The sequence below is a fragment of the Haloarcula pelagica genome (assembly GCF_030127105.1).
In the GTDB taxonomy this organism is placed as follows: Archaea; Halobacteriota; Halobacteria; order Halobacteriales; family Haloarculaceae; genus Haloarcula; species Haloarcula pelagica.
Genome location: NZ_CP126161.1, coordinates 628949 through 645763, shown reverse-complemented (window position 1 = coordinate 645763; position 16815 = coordinate 628949). Strand labels below are relative to the sequence as shown.

Sequence of the window (16815 nt, the reverse complement as noted above, 5' to 3'; positions counted from 1 at the left end):
GTTCAGACGCCCAGCAGTAACGCGGTGTTGTACACCACGACGGCCAGCGTCACGGTCGCGAACAGCGCCAGAAAGACCGTCGCGTTCCGGTCCGAGAGCAGCGCCCACCCGCCGACGAGCCACACCATTGCCCCGAACTTCACGAGCCACAGGCCGGCGAGTCCGAACTCCGCGAGCAGCGTCGCCACGACGACGTTGCCCTCCTCGAAGCCGCGTGCCAGCCCCGTCATCGTCAACAGCACGTCGGCGACCGTCGCGGCGAGGATCACCGCCCACAGGACCGCGTGGGACCGGGTCAGCCGCCGCTCCCGCCGGAACGTGAACAGCGACTCCTCGTCTGTGGTCCCGCCTGTCATCGTCCGTTCCAAGGCGTGCCCGTGCAAAAACGCTGTGTCTGGACCGATCACCGACCGTGACGTGCGGGCCGTGACTTCTCGCAGACGACAGCGTCACTCCGTCGCCGTCGGATCAAGTATCGGATAGCCGTCGACCAGATCGGCCGGTAACTCCGCCGTCCCGTTGCGGGCGAGTTCCAGCGGCGCCGCCACCTCGTCGAAGTTCGGACCACGGGCGACGGTGAAAGGCGCGTCGTCGTACACGACGTAGCCCGCGTCCGCCAGCGTCGGCAGGTGACAGTGGCGCAACTGGACCGAAAGCGCCTCCGGGTCGATCGACGAGCCGGCCGGTACGACGCCCTCCGGAACCGCGAGGCGGCTGTCGGGTGGGGCTTCCAGCAGCGCGGCCAGTACCTGTCGGCGGGGTTCCGCCGACAACTGCCGCAACACTCGGTCCCAGCGATCAGCTACCGTCTCGTCGCTCCTGCGTTCGTCGCTGCCCATGAAGTGTTGTACGAATTTAATGTATACTCTATTTAACCTAACGGGTGGGCACGACTTTTGCGAGCGCCGGACCGTCACCGCTCCGGCCCGGCGACGGCGGACGAGACGACCGTGAGACGTTTGCCCGTCCCGTCCGAGGGTCGAGTATGTCCGCCGAGTTCGACGAGTTCGACCACGACGCACACATGGCGACAGCCTTCGTCCGCGCCCGTGTCGCGGCCGAGCGCGGCGATCGCCCCTTCGGATCGGTTCTGGTCCGCGACGACGAGGTGATCATGGAGGCGTCGAACCGCGTCGTCACCGAGGACGACGTGCGCCGCCACCCCGAACTGGACCTCGCGAAACGCGCCCGCCAGGAGCTGACAGCCGAGGAACGCGCCGAGACGGTGATGTACACGAGTACCGAGCCGTGTCCGATGTGTGCCGGCGGGATCAGACACGCCGGCCTCGGGCGCGTCGTCTACAGCGTCGGCGGCGACGAGATCGGCGACTTCACCGACCAGGAGGCCCCTGTCCGCTCGGCGGAGATCTTAGACGGTGTCACCGAGGTCGTCGGGCCTCACCAGAACGCCGTCGGGCGTCAGATCCACGAGGACTACGACTGGTAGCTCACCGCTGCCACTCGTAGAACCACCACGCCGCCCCCAGTAACAGGAGTCCGGCACCCAGCGCCGAGGTCGCCGGCTCCGGGATGACGAACAGGATGAACCCGATGAGTGCCATCGTCGCTGGACCGATGTCGTCGAGATAGGCTTCGAATCCCATAGCCGACTGTACGCGCGACCCGGCTAAAGTCGTTCTCCCGGCCCGTCGAGGAACGACGACCCTCGCGTCACACTCGGCCGGCAGCGGCGGCGAGGTTCAGGGCCAGTCCGAACAGGAGCAACACCGTGCTGGCGGCGTAGTTCAGCGTCGCGGCCGCCGGGCTGAACAGCGTCGGCAGTCCGCCGGCCTGCAGCGCGATGCCGTTGGCGACCCCGCCGACGACGAGCACCAGGCCGAGCAGCCCAAGCGACACCCCGCCGAGTGCGCCGAGGCGGCCGGAACCGAAGTCCTGAGACTCCATGGCCGCGGTGACCGACGCTTCGACCTGCTCGCCCAGTTCCCCCGTCAGATCGTCGAGCTGGTCGCCGACGTACGCCTCCAGCGTCTCGGCCTCGCGGTCGAGTTGGGCCGCCCGCTCGTCGAGTTCCCGCTCGCGCTCGTTGAGCGCCGTCCGCCGGTCTTCGAGGTTGGACTCGAACTCGGCGAGTTCGGCCTCCTTGTCTTCGAGTTCCTCCCGGAGGTCGACGGTCTGTTCGCGGCGCTTGAGCGTCTCTTCTTCCTGTTGATCGAGCTCCCGCTCGCGCTGATCGAGCTCCTGTGCGCGCTGGTCGAGTTCCCGCTCGCGCTGTTCGAGGCGCTGTTCCCACTCGTTGAGCCGCTCTTCCCGTTCGATGCTCTGGCCGCCGCCTGCTACGTCGCCGTCGGGCGGTTGATCGCTCTCGTCCCCCTCACTGGTCTCGAACGGGAGGTCGTCCTGCGGGTTGTTATCGTCGCTCATGACCCTTCTGCGTGGGATGTCGACACCACACCACAAGTAGCTTGTTGCTCACCCGACCGTCGCGTCACTCCTCGCCGAGCACGACATCGAGCGTGGCGTCGTCGATGTGACGCCCCTCGCGGCCCGCGGTGTAGGTCTTGGCGAGCGCGATCACACGGCCCGTGTAGGAGTCGCCGATGTCCGGCGACAGCTCCGACTCCAGGAGGTCGGTCGTCCAGGCACACTCCGCGTAGTCGATGTCACCGCGGACGAGCCCGAGACACAGCGAGACGACGATGCTGTTCATCGCGTCGGTGATGTAGTTCGGGTCGGCACCGCTCACCTCACCCAGAGACGTGATATCGAGCTGGGTGCCGTTGACGGTCGCGGCGAAGACGACCGCGCCGGCGCCCAGTTCGGCCGCCGTGTAGTCGGCGTCGCTCTCGGTGGGGTCGTACCGGTCGAGCGATCGCAGGCTCTCCTCCTGGATGTCGGTGGCGATCCCGACCTCGTCGGCGATGTCACCGACGACCTCCTCGGGGTCCCGCCGCGGAATCTCGACATCGACGGTCCCGTCGAGCGTGTCGAGCCACTGTGAGAGGACCCGCGGCGGGAACTCCCGGACCCGTGCGACCTCGACCGCGCCGACATCGCCTTCCTCCATCCGGGACGCCCCGACGACCGTCGCACCGGCCAGCTCGGCAGCGTCCTCGACGGCAACGTCGTCGACCGCGTCGCTGACCATCCCGCGGGCCAGCAGCCGCGTCGAGGCGCCGATGTCGAGCTCCTCGACCAGGGCGTCGACCTCGGTCTCGACGGCGTCGACGGTCAGGTCCGTCCCGACACCGTTCTGCTCGGCGGGGATCCAGACGACCACGGACCCGGCGTGCTTGCGCTTGAGCGTCCCGTCGTCGGCGAGCTGTTCGAGGGCGTCACCGACGGTCCCCTCGCTCTCGTCGTGGGCCTCGGCCACGCTCGTGGTGGTCGGGAGCTCGTCCGGGTACATCGACGTGACCGTCTCGACGTACTTCTCGGCCTCGACGACCGCCGTACCGTCCTCGGCCGCGGTCACCGTGTCGTCGTCCGCCGCGGCGTCCTCGCTCTCGGTGCCGGCGCCGTCGGCGGCCGTCGACTGTGTCTCGGTCCCGTCGGCCGTATCGTCGCTCGACGCTGCTGTCTCGGTCCCGTCGGCGTCCGGCGCGACCCGATATCGGTCGCTCTGTAAGTGGTCCTCGCCCAGGAGGTCCTTGAGTTCGTGGGCGCGGTTCCGGACGGTCACTTCGTTCGTCCCCGAGGCCTGCCCGAGCGTGTCCTGATCGAAGGTGTCGGCGTCGCCGTTGACGATCGCCGCAAGCGAGAGAACCGCGCCCGCCGTCGCCGCCGGCGAGGGACCGCCCGAGACCACCGTCGCGTCGGCCTCGAACGAATCGTGGAGGATGCGGTGGCCGACGTTGACGAGTTCGTCGGGCATGTCGACGGCCTCGCCGAAGCCCTGGACGAGCGCGTCCGGATGCGGCGGTACGTCGTCGATATCGAGATAGGAGCCGACGGCTTCGAGTTGCTGGTGTGAGATCGCGATATCCCGGTCGGCGTCGAGCAACTCGGACCACGCCTTCGCGATGTCGTGTTCGCTGACCGGCAGCCCGTCTTCACGCGAGGAGAGGGCGAGCGCCGCTGCCGCGACGTTGTCGAGACTGTCCGCGTCGACATCGGGCTCGTTGCTCAGCTGGTTCAGCCGGACCTGTGTGATCTGGAGTGTGTTGTTCGGGATCCGGAGCTGTTCGCCCACCTGGGCCAACCGACTTTCGACGCTGTCGTCTGAGCTGCTCGACATGGTTGCCCCATTCGACCGTCACTGTCTTAACTTTTGGATACTGTCCGCTGGCTCGCGGTAGGGAGGTCTTACCCCACTGTCGGGGCGAGCACGCGGCGGATTCCGGGCGTCGGCCGACAGCCACCGCTACGATCCGAGCGGGCCGTGGAGACGGCGTTCGACGAGTGGCTGTCGAGTCTCCTGACCACTCACGAGCGGTCGGGAGACGACAACCCACACACGTTGCCCAATTAGCGACCCCTACACCGGATGCCACCGACGGGAGGGTATGTCTGGCGTCGAGACGGCACCGAACGTCTTGCTCGTGGTGTTGGACTCCGTTCGAGCACACAACTGCTCGCTGTACGGCCACCGACGGCCGACCACACCGTTTCTGGAGTCGCTGGCCGCGGAGTCGACGGTGTACACCCAGGCCCGCGCGCCGTCGAACTGGAGTCTGCCGAGCCACGTCTCCCTCTTTACGGGACTGGAGGCCCACGAACACAGGGTGACGGTCCACGACCGCTTGCTCCCGGGGAACACGGTGTTCGAGACGCTCGCTGCCGAGGGGTACGACACCGGCCTGTTCACGGAGAACGGGTTCGTCGCGAGCCACAAGGTCGGCCTCAAAGACGCCTTCCAGACGGTGGAGACGGTCCCCGACTCCTGTCCCGGGGGCTACGACACGACGGCGCTGAACCCCGGCCCCGACGGGTTCTACTACGCCGATAGCTTCGACTCGTGGGTCACCGACCGGGACGGCCCCTGGGCCGCCTGTGTCAACTTCATGGACGCCCACCGGCCGTTCGAACCCCGGGCGGCGTTCGACCGCTGGGGCGACGACGAGGCCAGGGCGCTCCAGCGGGACCTCCCGACGCGCTGGGAGTGGGCGTTCCACGGCGGCGACAGACCGTACTGGCAACTGAACGGACTCGAAGCCCTCTACGACGGGGGGATCCGACAGGCCGACGCTCTCGTCGAGCGACTGCTCGGCCGCCTCCGCGACGACGGCGTGCTCGACGAGACGCTCGTCGTGATCTGTGGCGACCACGGCGACGGGTTCGGCCGCCCGGGCCTGCTCCCGGACGAACCGCCCGCCGTCTCGCACATCGTCCCGATGCACGAGACGCTGTTGTACGTCCCGCTCGTGGTCCGTCCGCCCGGTGGTGGCGACGGCCGGCGGTGTCACCGGCCCGCCGCGCTGACCGCGTTCCCGTCGGTCGTCGAGTCGGCCCTCGACGGGGAGCCGATCGTCGACGGATTCGCTCGTGACCGGGTTCTCACGACCAAACAGCCCGTGACGGCCGACCTTCGCGAGCGGTTCGAAGACGCCTGTGTGGACCCGTCGCAGTTCCTGGCCCCGAGTCGGGCCGTCTACCGTCCCGACCCGGACGACGAGCGTGCCGTTCGGAAACGGTACTACTGGGGGGAGACGGCCGCCGAGTGCCGCATCCACGGCCCCGGAGCAGTCTCGCGGAGCGAGCGGATCGAACCGCACCGGGTCGACGAGGCGTTCACCGAGGCACAGCCAGGGGTGCGTGAGCCACTGGAGGGCCGCCAGGCCAGCGACGCGACCAAGGAGCAACTGGCCGCGCTCGGCTACTACTGAGCGTCCCCGGTAACCGCGACATAACCAAGCCCGGGACGGCGAAACCCGGCAGGCGAACGGCCCATGCACCAGTCACCGGCCGCGGCGCGGTCACCGTCGGTCCCTCCGGCCGACACCGACCGCGCCCGTCAGGTCCTCGAACAGGCGCTGGCTTACGCTGCCGACCGCGAGTACACCGGCTGGGACTACGCCGACGGGCTGAGCAGTCGCTTCCGGACCGCGCTCCCCGTCGAGAACCGGTGGCTGAACCTCGCGTTCCAGGAGGGGATCAAACGGACACCGGTCAACGTCCGGCCGCTGTTTCTCGTCGAGCAGCGCCGGAGCTTCATGGGCGCCGGCCTGTTCGTGCTCGTCCACCGAATCCTCGATCGACTCCCCCCGGAACACGACGGCTTCGACCACCGGGCGGCGGCGTGTCGGCTGGCCGACTGGCTCGTCGACAACCGCTGTCGGGGGTACAGCGGGTTCTGTGGCGGCCACCGCCACGACCACCAGCACCTCGACCACAAGACGACACCCGCCGAACCCGATGTCGTGACGACCGCCGTCGCGGTGAAGGGACTGCTGGCCGCGGCCGACTACGACGACCGCTACGCCGACATCGCCCGGACCGCCGAACGGTTCCTCGTCGAGGACATGCGGTATCGGACGGTCGACGGCACCGCCCGGATCGACTACTACCCGCAGGACCGGCCGGCCCAGCACACGCTCAACGCGACCGCGATGGCCGCACAGACCTTCCTCGACCTCTACGAACGGGTCGGCCGGGACCGCCTCCGCCAACGGGCCGCGGCGTTGCTCGACTTCGTCGTCGGCCACCAGACCGACCGGGGCGGCTGGTACTACCGGGTCCCGGCCAGCGCCTCACACCTCTCGATGGACACCCACCACAACTGCTTCGTCGTCGAGTCGCTGCTCCGGTACCACGAGGTCACCGGGACGGACAGATACGCGGAGTCGCTCGCCGACGCGCTCGCTTTCCTCCGGCGGTCGCTGTTCCGGGCCGACGGAGCGCCCAACTGGGACGAGACGGCGTCGTACCCCCGAGATGTCCACGCGGCCGCACAGGGAATCCTGGCGTTTACCGCTGCCGGGGACCACGCCTTCGCCGGCCGCATCGTCGCGTGGCTGCTCGATACCCTCTACGTCGGCGGCGGGCGGTTCGCCTTCAGGAAACACCGACTGTACACCGAGCGGACGACGCTGATGCGCTGGTGTCAGGCCTGGCCCTGTTACGCCCTGGCTACGTATCTCCAGGCGGTCAGGAACCGGTGAACCGGTCGATCGCCCCCCGGAGCTCCGCCCAGCCTGTCGTCGAGCCGAGCCAGCCGGCCTGTGCCAGCACCGCCAGGGTCGGCAGCGGGTCGTCGTCGTCGACGAAGGTGTGTCGGGTGCGCAGGAAGTCACCGAGAAACGGTGCGACAGCGGCGACGTTCCCGCGGGCGAGGTTCTCGACGAGCCACTTGCAGTCCTCGTAGAACAGCCGCCGCTGGACGATGTCGGTCCGGTAGGCCCCGCTCGGACGGGGGTTGACCGGCCGGTGTCCCATGAGGTGTCGGTAGTGGTGCCAGGGGATGTCGACGCCGCTCTCAATCGCGAAGGGAAGCGAGCCCCAGTAGCGGCCGTTGACCTCGATGACGGAGAACTCGCCGTCCGGAGTCTGCATGAACTCCACCATCGCCGGCCCGGTCCAGTCGACGGCCGTCAGGACCGTCTCGGCGTGGTCGAGCATCGTCCGGTCCCGCATCGATCCGAGCAGTGCCGAGTTCCCGCCGGACGCGGGGTAGGTCCGCAGCCGTACTTCCTGGAAGAACTCGACGAACGTCCCCTCGATCGCCAGCCCGACCGTCGTGGTCGTCCGGCCGGGAACGTACGCCTGGACGAGCGGATACTGGCGAGTCAGCCCCTCGTGTCCCTCGACGAACCGGCGGTAGGTACGCACTAACTCCGCGGGTGACCGGGCGTAGTTGTCGTCGGTCACGAGCGTGGTCTCGACGGCGTTGTCGACGAGGTGGCTCTTGCTCCGGGGCTTGACGACGACCGGGTAGTCCAGGTCCGGGGCCATCGCCTCCACCGCCTCGATCGACTCCGGGCTGTGTGTCTCGGGGGTGGGGACATCGAGCGGCGAGATGGTCTCGAACAGCGCTCCTTTGTCGTATACCCGACGGAAGGTCGGCCAGTCCTCGCAGGCGACGCGGGTCCCGGTCGCCTCCAGGGTCGGCTTGTGTTGTGCCACGAGCAGCGCCGTCGCGTCGTTCGCGGGGATCACGATGTCGTAGTCGGACTGGTCCAGGTGTGACTGCAACACTTCCAGAAACGCCCGGCAGTCCCGCGTCGGGTCCGGATAGACGTACCAGTCGTCGCTGTACCGCGAGAGCCGGCCCAGCGACCACGGCGTACTGCTCCCCGCGGTGACGGGGATACCCTTGCTCCCCAGTGAACGGACGATACTCAGCGCACACTGGCCGTCGCTGTCGAGGACGAGCACGCCGTCCTCGCCGTCCGGTGTCATGTCCACCGTCTCCACGGGTTCGAGAGGACGCCGTGGTGCTCGTAGAACCGCCGCGCACGCTCGTCCGTGAGCAGCGGGCCGTGTGCCTGCTGGTCCGGGTCGACGGACTGGGGATCGCCCTCCAGCACGGTGATCTCACCGGCGTCGGTCCGGACCACAACGTCCCAGCCGACGTGGGGCCACAGCCAGCCGTACGCGCCCGCCAGATCACGGACGGTCGCTTTCACGCGCTCCCAGCCCGGCACTTCGACACCACTGATCCGGGCACCGGTGTCGGGATGGCGCGCCAGCCGTGTCCCGGGTCGGCCCTCGCCGGCCGGACTCGTGACCGCCGCCCCCAGTTGCCCCGTATCGAGGTCGACTCCGGCGCTGAGCCCGCCGGCGGACCAGTTGTCGGTGGTGCCGCTCTGGGCGGTCCCGAACCGGTGACTGGCCGCCGCGACGAACGGCGTCCCCGACGCCGGATCGATCATCGTGAGCAGTCGCAGCGTGTTCGTCGACTGCGGGAAGACCTCGCTCGCGTAGTCCGCGGCCGAGACGTGTTCTTCGAGCAAGAGGTCCTGGCCGTCCGGGAGTCGGGAGAGGAGTTCGTCGTCGGGGACTGGGGTGCCGTCGATCCGGACCGCGCCGTCGTCGCTGTCGAGTATCCTGACACCGTTTCCCTGCGCGCCCGTGATCGGTTTCGCGACGATCGATCCGTTCCGGATGCGGTCGTGAAGGTCGTCGAACGTCGTCGCCCAGTCGAACCGCGCGGTGTCCAGCAGGTGCCCCTCTCGGACCAGGCCGTGGAGTGTGGGGAGGACCGCCCCGTGTGACGGCGCGAGCAGGAGATGGAACAACAGCTTGTTGCCGAGCCCTTCGGCGTAGTGTGAGAGGCCGTTCACCGATCGGTACTCGACATCCGAGAGATACTGGTCCACGGTCTCCTCACGGAGGTCCCACAGCGGCGCCTTCGACGAGAGGAACCCGTGTGCGTACAGCCAGAGCCGCCGCTCCCAGGGCACGTCGTACCGGCGAACGTTCCGCGCCTCTGCCCTGAGGAAGGACCGAACACCGTCGAGCAGCCCGGACATGGGTATGCCTGCAGACGGCACGCGTCGCGGGATTTGTAATAGGCTCCTTACCCGCGGTAGCCGTCGGTAACTCGTCTCCGATGTCCCTCCGGCAGTTCGGCAGCCGGCTTCCGGGCGGTGAACTCCGTCCGAGCGGTGTCCACACCCCTCCCGCGATAGTCGGCGCCCGCTTACGGGACGGCCACCCGTTCGACGACGGTGCCGTCGGCCCCGACAGCCACGGCCCTGTCTTCGCCCAGTGCCACCGCGTCCAGCGGCACCGTCGCTGGCGTCGCGACCCGCGTCCAGCCGTCGCCGTCCCGCTCGAACACCGTCCCGGCCGGGCCGCTGGCGAGACACTGTCCGTCCCGCGTGGCGACCGCGGCGACCGCGCTGTCGGCGACTCGGTCCGGCGTCCACTGCCTCCCGTCGTACCGGCTGACCGCCCCGCTGTCGTCACTCACCAGACAGCCGTCGGCACCGGCCGCCGCCAGATCCGTCGGCGTCCCGGGGGCGTCGAGACCGATCCGGTCGGCCGTCCGCCCGCCGTCCGTCGTCCGGAACACCGCCTGGTTCGTGTCACAGACGAAGCCCGTCGACGGGGTCGAGAGGGCGACACCGCTCACGCTGGAGCCACTCCCCGGCGTCGTCGGTTCGTCCCACGCCAGTTCGCCGTCGCGGTACCGACCGCGCCGGAGTCGGCCCGACCCGTCCGCCAGCAGCACCGTCTCCCCGTCGGCGGCCCCGGCGGCACCGAGCGCGACCACGTTCGTCGTGTCGCCGTCCGGCTCGGCGTACGAGACGTGACGGCCCGTCTCCGCGTCGATTCTGGCGACGGTCCCGGCGTCACCGGCGACCCAGACGGCCCCCGTTCCCGTCGCGGCGACGCCCGCCAGTGCGGTCGACCGTGCCTCCGGCCCGTCGGCGACGACCTCCTCCCACCCGTCGCCGTCGTCACACAGCACGGTTCCAGCCGCCCCGACCGCGTACGCACGGCCACCGTCGACCGTCACGTCGGTGAGCGCCTCGTCGGTGGGGACCGTCCGCGTCGTCCACGCCGGCTCGCCACTCCCGTGGTGCTCGCTGTGGGAGTCGCCTGCGCTGTCACTACCGGCGTCCGATCGGGAACGCGCGTAGAGGACCACCGGCGGCAGGACGTACGCCAGCAGCGCCAGGAGAGCAAAGAGCCGGTGGAGGACGGTCAGTGTCCCGAGCGCGGTCAGTGCCGCCGTCGCGACGGCGTGGTGCCACGTCCGTGCGTACCGCTTGAAGAACGCGCCGAAGCTCTCGCCCCGCTCCGTGCCAGTCATCGTCCGCACTCACACGGTCGGACACTCGGGCCTTTCGGCTGTCCGACTCGTCGTGAGGGGGGCACTCCCCGTCGGCTCACTCCTCGCCGGGGTCGCCGCCGCTGATTGCGACACGCTCCCGCCGGACGAGTGCGGGAAGCACGTCGTGAGCGACCCGCAGGATGCCGACCAGCAACAGCGGCCCCAGAAACAGTCCGGCCCAGCCAAACAGTACCGTCCCGAGGACGTACGCGAACATCATCGCCCCGCCGTGGAGGTCTCGCCCCGACAGGTACGGCCGAATCCCCATCACCGGGAGCACGTCGAGGAGGACGAACGCCCCGACGACGAACCCGACCACGTAACCGACGAAGGTGCCGTCGGTGACGAGCGCCCGGGCGACGATCGACAGCGCGACCGGCACGTAGACGAACTTGCCGACGACGATCGGGACGAACGTCGCGAACCCCGTGGCGATCCCCAGCACCGTCGGCAGCGGGATCGTCAGGGCCTGTGGCGCGACGAGGTTGAACCCGTTGTAGAACAGCGTCGCCACGATCGTCACGATGAGTACGGTCAGGACGTTCCCGAAGTACACTGTGTGCAGGTCGCTGTCGACCCTGCGAGCGAACGCGTACCCCTCGCTGTCCGGGCCGAGCGTGGTCCGGAGCCAGTCGGCGACCCGGTCGTCGTCCCGCAGGAGGAAAAACGCCAGCGCGAACGCCAGCGTCACCCGGAGCACCCCGCCCATGACGGCGCCGGCCACTTGCAGACCGACGGTCAGCGCCCGGCGGAGGTTCTCGACGGTCGGGTCCCGGAGCAGTGACCGCGGATTACGGGCGACCGACTCCTCGACGTACGGGCCGAGCAGGTCCAGAACCGGCGCCGCCTGCCGCCCGTCTATCGCCGAGAGTTCCTGTAACCCGACAGCGACGAGGACGGTGACGACGGCCAGTGCCGGGACCAACAGGCCAAACAGCGGGAGCGCCGCCGCGACGCCGTCGGGGAGGCGCGGCTGGAGCCGTCGCGCGAGCGGACGAGCGGCGTAGTAGAGACCGAGTCCGAGCACCAGCGGCCCGACGAGCGTCCAGGCGACGAACCCGACGACGCCGAGGGCGCCCGCCGCGAGCAGCCACCAGGCCGCACGTGACCGCGACAGCCCCCCGAGCGTCTCCCGACTCATGCCCGCCCGTTTTCGCGCCAGACGGATACGTGTCGGTGGTCCGGACTGTGCTGTCAGCCAGGTCACCGGCTGGCGTGTGGCCCGGTTCTACGGAGAAGCGGCCTCGGCACTCACGTCTCAGGATCGATCTAGAGTGAACACCGCGTCGATAGCGTTCGCTTGTCCGGTTACTGCTCGTCCAGTATACGGATGTCACGCGCCACGACTGCCCTGGTCACGAAGAGACTCATCTCACGCTGGAGTGCTCGCACTCGGGATGCAACTCCGGTTCTATCTGACCGAGGAGATAGCGAAGCGCGATAATTCGTTCGTAACTCGCTCTCTTGGGTCCTAGTCACAGAATAACTAACGGGTCGATATCTCTGTGATCCGTATGACCTCTGTATCGTTGATATCGTCGAGCGACCCCGTGATGACGTTCGAACAGGTGACTTCCATGCCGCTCGTGATGTCGGGAGAGTTCCTCCAGTGGGCCGTCGTGTTTTTCGTCATCGCGATCGTCGCTGCCATCGTGGGCGCCCGGGGCGTCGCGGGTGTCACGATGACAGTTGCGAAGTGGTTCGTCATCATCTTCCTTGTGCTGGCGCTCGTCTCGCTCCTGCTCTGATGAGGGGCGAGCATCGCTTCGTCGAGACCACGGACGGTTCGGGGCCAATCCGTTCACGGACGCGGTCCCGCGGCTACTCATGCGACTGGTAAAGATCCTCGTCGACGAGGACGACCTCGACGCTGTGCTGTCCGTACTCGACGACGAGGACATCGATCACGTCAGTTTCGAACGCGTCACCAGCGGTGCCGAGACGAGCGAAGAGTTGCTCGTCGAATTCCCGCTCCCGAACCAGGCGGTCGAGTACGTCCGCGACCGTCTCGACGAGACCGGGGTTACGGGTCGGTATTTCGTCGCGGTCAACGCCGAGATGGCTCAGACCGAGCACTTCGACGCGCTCGAGGACCGGTTCATCACTGGGACCGAGGAGGGCGACAGCGTTTCGCCGGAGGAACTCCGCTCGACCGCGCTGTCGCTCCATCCCGATCCGGCGGCATACTACGTGATGACCGTCGTCAGCACACTCGTCGCCGTCGCGGGCCTGCTGCTCAACTCCGCGGCGCTCGTGGTCGGCGCGATGGTCATCGCCCCACAGGTAGGGTCGGCGCTCACTGCCAGCGTCGGTACGACCATGCGCGATTGGTCCATGCTGAAACGCGGGGTGCGTGCTCAGGTCCTGAGTCTCTCGCTCGCCGTCCTCGCCAGCGCAGTCTTCGGCGTCGCGCTGCAGTCGCTCGGCTCCGTCTCCCCGGTAGTACACTTGGAAACCATCGCCGAGATCGGCGAGCGCACCTCACCGGGGCTGCTCACGCTGGCCGTCGGTCTGGCGGCGGGTATCGCGGGCGCCGTGGGCCTCGCGACGGCGCTGCCGGTGTCGCTCGTCGGGGTGATGATCGCCGCAGCGCTCATCCCGGCCGCCGCTGCCGTCGGGGTGGGTATCGCCTGGAACGCCCCGAGCGTGGCCATCGGTGCCCTGGTTCTGCTCGTCGCCAACATCGTCGCGGTCAACGCGGCGGGCTACGCCACTCTCCGAGCGTTCGGCTACAAACCGAGAGACGACGAGGGTGGACTTCCGTCGATTCGAACGTCGGCAGCGTCCCTCGTCTTGATCGCTCTCGTGGTCGCCACCGGTGTGACTTTCACTCTGCAGGCGTCCTTCGAGAACGATGTCAACGGGGCGGTCGACGGAGTCCTCGACGATAGTGAGTACGAGGACCTGGAACTGATTCGGACGCAGACGGACTTCGTCTTCGTCCCCGGATCCGAACCGCCTGGCGTTGCGGTGGTCGTCGGCCGACCGGCACATCAGTCTTACCCGACGCTCGCCGCGGATCTGGGTCAGGCTATCTCGAGAACGACCGGTCGAGACGTGACCGTCCGGGTAGAGTTCGTCGAGAGACAACGATACGACGGCAGGTGAGTGTGGTGGGGCTATCGACGCTGAAGGGTGGCCTCTGCACTCACGACTCACAATCTATCCATAGTGAATGTGGTTAGCACGGCTTTAGTGCCCGTTCGTCTCGTTACTGTTCGTCCAGCATCTGGATGCCGCGCTCTACGACTGCCTCGGTCACGAAGAGACTTGTTTGACGCTGGAGTGCTCGCATGAGTGACGCCGCCTCATCTCTATCTAGTAATCCCCGAGCGTAACCGAACGCAATTACGCCGATAGAGCCGTGTACTTCTACGCCCGCGTCGGACGCTGCCTCTCGGGCGGCGAGGTCGTCGGTTAGAAGAACGATGCCCCGCTCTTCAGCGACCGCAATCGCGGCGCGTTCTCCGGCGTCCAGTTCTTTAGCCCCGACCTGGCTTTCATCGGCTTCGACGAGTTCGTACGAGAGGTCGGCAAACTCGTCCGGAACACCACCGGCCTCGACTTCCTCGTAAACCGTCTCTGGTACGAGTAGTGTGTCAAACGTCGAGAGCAGTTCGAGCGAACCGATTTCGGCGAGGTGAATGAGCGGTCCCGCGTCTGAGACAGCCGCAAGCGTCACGCGTTCAGGCCCCAGTCGACATCTTCCTCGACGACCTCACGCTCTCGGTCCGCTCGCTCGACTTTCGTCCGACCGACGCGCTCGATGGCCTCCTCGCGATTGAGTTCGCCGTCGAGGTACTGTGCGAGTACGAGGTCCTCCCACAGGTCTTCGAGACCGCGTTCCAGTGCCCGTTCGAACACCTCGGACTCTGGAAGGCCGCGAGCCTCCGCGATTTCTCGTACCCGGTCGGAAATTTCGGCGGCCATACCGTGTGATTACTCGGCAACGTTCATAAATCCGTGTCTGCCTGCTCGGCGGGAATCTGACCGGGGCCTATGTCTACCGTGGCCACAACTAGATACCCTCAGAGACGCCTTCTACCCTCAATAATAGCGGCCTCGGCACTCATAGGGCTCGTCGTCGCCGGGGAGTCACCCCGACTCGGTCCCGTACGCGTTCGTCATCGGCCAGACGGGCCTACAGCCTCCGGCGGCAAGACGGTTCTCCATTCGGGCCCAATATGGAACAACGCATAAACACCCGCGGGTCTTCGACGGCAGTATGAACCGACGGCGCTTTCTCGGACTCGCGACAGCGAGTGCCGTCACGGGACTGGCGGGCTGTGGCGGGAGCGAGGCGAGCGGTGAGTCGATCGACGACCACCCCGCGGCCGCCGACCTCGACGCCCAGCCACACCTGGGGCCACTGGACGGCCACGTCGTGTTGACGTTCGAAGACCCCTCCTGTCCGACCTGTCGTGACTTCCACGAGCGGACGGTGCCACAGATCCGGTCGAACATCGTCGACCCGGGGAAAGGCGCCTACGTTGTCCGGACGTACCCGGTCATCTACCCCTGGGGCGAACCGGCCACACAGGCCCTGGAAGCGACCTTCGCCCGCGATGCCGACGCGTTCTGGACGCTCTTGGCCCACTACTTCGGGAATCAGTCCGCGTTCTCGACGGACAACGTGCTCGACCGGACCGCGTCGTTTCTCGACAGCGAGACCGACCTCGACGGGCAGGCGGTCGCGGCCGACGCACGTGAGGGCGCCTACGACGAGCAGGTCCAGGCCGATATCACGGCCGCCGAGAACGCCGACCTGGGGGAGTCGACGCCGATCGTCCTGCTGTTCGAGGACGGCGAGTTCGTCACCAAAGTCAACGGGAGCGTCAGCTACGAGATCGTCGCACGGGCCATCGGCGAGGCCGAATGAGCGTTCGCACCCGGTTCCGGCGGTGGCGGGGTGTCATCAAGTTTCCGACCCGGCGGACCGACTGGCGGCTGATGGGCCGGACGATCAGGCTGGTGCTTGGGTTGCCGACGTACTCGGCGGTGGCCGTCCTCGCGGCGGGCGCGTCGCTGACGGCGTTCGTCGTCTCGCTGAACGTCCCGCTCGTCCTGGATCTGGTCGTCGGGGGTTCGCTCCCCCTCGTCGATCGGCTGATCGTCCTGTCGGAGCTGTACCCGTTCGTCGGGACTTCCTTTCATCCGCTGCAGGGGATCTTGCTGGTCGCGGTCGCGCTCCTGACCGGCGTCGACATCGCGCTTGCGGCCTATCACTTCCGTGAGCACGGGCTGGCGCTCCAGCAGGGCGGCGCGGGCGCGGCCGGTGTCTTGCTTGGCACGCTGGGGGCCGGCTGTGCGGCCTGTGGCTCGGCGGTCCTGTTGGGGCTGTTGTCGCTGTTTGGCATCTCGACCTCGCTGCTCTTTCTCCCGCTTGACGGCCTGGAGTTCGCGGTCGGCGCCCTGGTCGTGTTGACCCTCTCGATCTACTGGCTCGCCGAGGGGATGCGGGGCGGGGAGATACGGGGCTGTCCCGTCGATATTTAGCTGGACCGGGGTGAACATCGCCCTATGGACCCCGATCACGACACGGCCCCGGACACCCGCGTCCCGCTGCCGGACTCCTCGGCGGTCGTCGAGGCCGCCCCCGAGCTGTTCGACTCACTGGCTATCGACGACCTCCACGTCGCCCGGGCGATGGGCAACGACCCGACGGTGTTCGCCGGCCTGCTCGAGTATCTGGACGTGCTCTACGCGGCCCTTCCCGAGCGGACCCGCGAACTGGCGATCCTGGCCGCCGCGCGGGCGCTCGACGACCGCTACGAGTGGCACCAACACGTCTTCGAGGCCCGCGAGGCCGGCCTCTCGCTGGCGACGATCCGGGCCATCGGCCGGGACGAGACCGACCCGCTGGCCGACGACGCCACAGCGCTGGTCGCGTACGTCCGGGCCTACTGTGACCGGGCGGTGACCGACACGATCCACGAACGCGCGACGGCCCACTACGAGCCCGCGGAACTGGTCGCTATCGCGTTGCTGGTCAGCCACTACGTCGGGACGGGCCTGTTCATCGACGCCATGGGCGTCACCCCGGAGACGGCTTTCGTCGGGTGGGAACCGACAGAGCGGGATCTCGAACGAGTCGACTGAGAGAAAGATTATATCGTCGCAGTCGTAACGAACCGATA

At 67.9% G+C, this 16815-nt stretch carries 19 protein-coding genes; 8 read left to right on the top strand and 11 right to left on the bottom strand.

Annotation, left to right across the window (positions count from 1 at the left end):
• Positions 1–2 precede the first annotated feature (2 nt).
• Positions 3–356: a DUF5658 family protein gene (locus tag P1L40_RS03535; protein ID WP_284009932.1), complete on the bottom strand. Its 354-nt coding sequence runs from the start codon at positions 354–356 to the stop codon at positions 3–5.
• Positions 357–449: 93 nt separating this feature from the next.
• The gene (locus P1L40_RS03530) at positions 450–839 is read right to left on the bottom strand and encodes a hypothetical protein (RefSeq protein WP_284009931.1); all 390 of its coding nucleotides are present in this window, start codon (positions 837–839) and stop codon (positions 450–452) included.
• 146 nt (positions 840–985) lie between these two features.
• On the opposite strand from P1L40_RS03530, the gene P1L40_RS03525 reads away from it, so the two are divergent.
• Positions 986–1447 carry a nucleoside deaminase gene (locus P1L40_RS03525; RefSeq protein WP_284009930.1) on the top strand — a complete coding sequence of 154 codons (462 nt, stop codon included), beginning with the start codon at positions 986–988 and terminating at the stop codon, positions 1445–1447.
• Between the two features lies 1 nt (position 1448).
• Here P1L40_RS03525 and P1L40_RS03520 read toward each other — a convergent pair whose 3' ends face one another.
• From P1L40_RS03520 to P1L40_RS03510, 3 genes are all read right to left on the bottom strand, one after another.
• Positions 1449–1604, bottom strand: coding sequence for a hypothetical protein (locus tag P1L40_RS03520; RefSeq protein WP_284009929.1), 156 nt, complete (start codon positions 1602–1604; stop codon positions 1449–1451).
• Positions 1605–1671: 67 nt separating this feature from the next.
• Positions 1672–2382 carry a hypothetical protein gene (locus P1L40_RS03515; RefSeq protein WP_284009928.1) on the bottom strand — a complete coding sequence of 237 codons (711 nt, stop codon included), beginning with the start codon at positions 2380–2382 and terminating at the stop codon, positions 1672–1674.
• A 64-nt stretch (positions 2383–2446) separates the two neighbouring features.
• Positions 2447–4195 (bottom strand): transcription initiation factor IIB family protein, encoded by a 1749-nt coding sequence (locus P1L40_RS03510; protein ID WP_284009927.1) that lies wholly within the window; start codon positions 4193–4195, stop codon positions 2447–2449.
• Positions 4196–4463: 268 nt separating this feature from the next.
• Between P1L40_RS03510 and P1L40_RS03505 the strand changes: the two genes are divergently transcribed.
• Together P1L40_RS03505 and P1L40_RS03500 are read left to right on the top strand one after the other, a co-directional pair.
• A complete protein-coding gene (locus P1L40_RS03505; RefSeq protein WP_284009926.1) occupies positions 4464–5783 on the top strand; it encodes a sulfatase in 1320 nt (439 codons plus the stop codon).
• 63 nt (positions 5784–5846) lie between these two features.
• Positions 5847–7058 (top strand): YyaL domain-containing protein, encoded by a 1212-nt coding sequence (locus P1L40_RS03500; RefSeq protein ID WP_284009925.1) that lies wholly within the window; start codon positions 5847–5849, stop codon positions 7056–7058.
• Here P1L40_RS03500 and P1L40_RS03495 read toward each other — a convergent pair.
• The 4 genes from P1L40_RS03495 to P1L40_RS03480 all read right to left on the bottom strand — a co-directional run bounded on the left by P1L40_RS03495 (position 7045) and on the right by P1L40_RS03480 (position 11819).
• A complete protein-coding gene (locus tag P1L40_RS03495; protein ID WP_284009924.1) occupies positions 7045–8295 on the bottom strand; it encodes a carboxylate--amine ligase in 1251 nt (416 codons plus the stop codon). The genes P1L40_RS03500 and P1L40_RS03495 overlap by 14 nt on opposite strands.
• Positions 8292–9368, bottom strand: coding sequence for a sugar-transfer associated ATP-grasp domain-containing protein (locus P1L40_RS03490; RefSeq protein WP_284009923.1), 1077 nt, complete (start codon positions 9366–9368; stop codon positions 8292–8294). The genes P1L40_RS03495 and P1L40_RS03490 overlap by 4 nt, the downstream gene beginning before the upstream one ends.
• A gap of 170 nt (positions 9369–9538) precedes the next feature.
• The gene (locus P1L40_RS03485) at positions 9539–10657 is read right to left on the bottom strand and encodes a beta propeller repeat protein (protein ID WP_284009922.1); all 1119 of its coding nucleotides are present in this window, start codon (positions 10655–10657) and stop codon (positions 9539–9541) included.
• 76 nt (positions 10658–10733) lie between these two features.
• Positions 10734–11819 (bottom strand): AI-2E family transporter, encoded by a 1086-nt coding sequence (locus tag P1L40_RS03480; RefSeq protein ID WP_284009921.1) that lies wholly within the window; start codon positions 11817–11819, stop codon positions 10734–10736.
• A 412-nt stretch (positions 11820–12231) separates the two neighbouring features.
• Here P1L40_RS03480 and P1L40_RS03475 point away from each other — a divergent pair, with 412 nt between their 5' ends.
• Positions 12232–12426 carry a DUF1328 domain-containing protein gene (locus P1L40_RS03475; protein ID WP_379772815.1) on the top strand — a complete coding sequence of 65 codons (195 nt, stop codon included), beginning with the start codon at positions 12232–12234 and terminating at the stop codon, positions 12424–12426.
• Between the two features lie 79 nt (positions 12427–12505).
• On the top strand, positions 12506–13786 hold the full coding sequence (locus P1L40_RS03470; protein ID WP_284009919.1) for a TIGR00341 family protein: 1281 nt from the start codon (positions 12506–12508) through the stop codon (positions 13784–13786).
• A gap of 103 nt (positions 13787–13889) precedes the next feature.
• On the opposite strand, the gene P1L40_RS03465 is transcribed toward P1L40_RS03470, so the two are convergent.
• Positions 13890–14360, bottom strand: coding sequence for a PIN domain-containing protein (locus P1L40_RS03465; RefSeq protein ID WP_284009918.1), 471 nt, complete (start codon positions 14358–14360; stop codon positions 13890–13892).
• Entirely contained in the window at positions 14357–14608 is a 252-nt protein-coding gene (locus P1L40_RS03460) for a hypothetical protein (protein ID WP_284009917.1), read from the bottom strand. Before P1L40_RS03460 ends, P1L40_RS03465 begins: the two co-directional genes overlap by 4 nt.
• A 295-nt stretch (positions 14609–14903) precedes the next feature.
• On the opposite strand from P1L40_RS03460, the gene P1L40_RS03455 reads away from it, so the two are divergent.
• Genes P1L40_RS03455 through P1L40_RS03445 form a run of 3 tightly spaced genes read left to right on the top strand, consistent with a single transcriptional unit; the run spans position 14904 to position 16777 of the window.
• Complete coding sequence (locus P1L40_RS03455) at positions 14904–15557, top strand: DsbA family protein (protein WP_284009916.1); 654 nt, start codon at positions 14904–14906, stop codon at positions 15555–15557.
• Complete coding sequence (locus P1L40_RS03450) at positions 15554–16174, top strand: hypothetical protein (protein ID WP_284009915.1); 621 nt, start codon at positions 15554–15556, stop codon at positions 16172–16174. The genes P1L40_RS03455 and P1L40_RS03450 overlap by 4 nt, the downstream gene beginning before the upstream one ends.
• Before the next feature lie 24 nt (positions 16175–16198).
• Entirely contained in the window at positions 16199–16777 is a 579-nt protein-coding gene (locus P1L40_RS03445) for a carboxymuconolactone decarboxylase family protein (RefSeq protein WP_284009914.1), read from the top strand.
• The last annotated feature ends 38 nt before the right edge of the window (positions 16778–16815 follow it).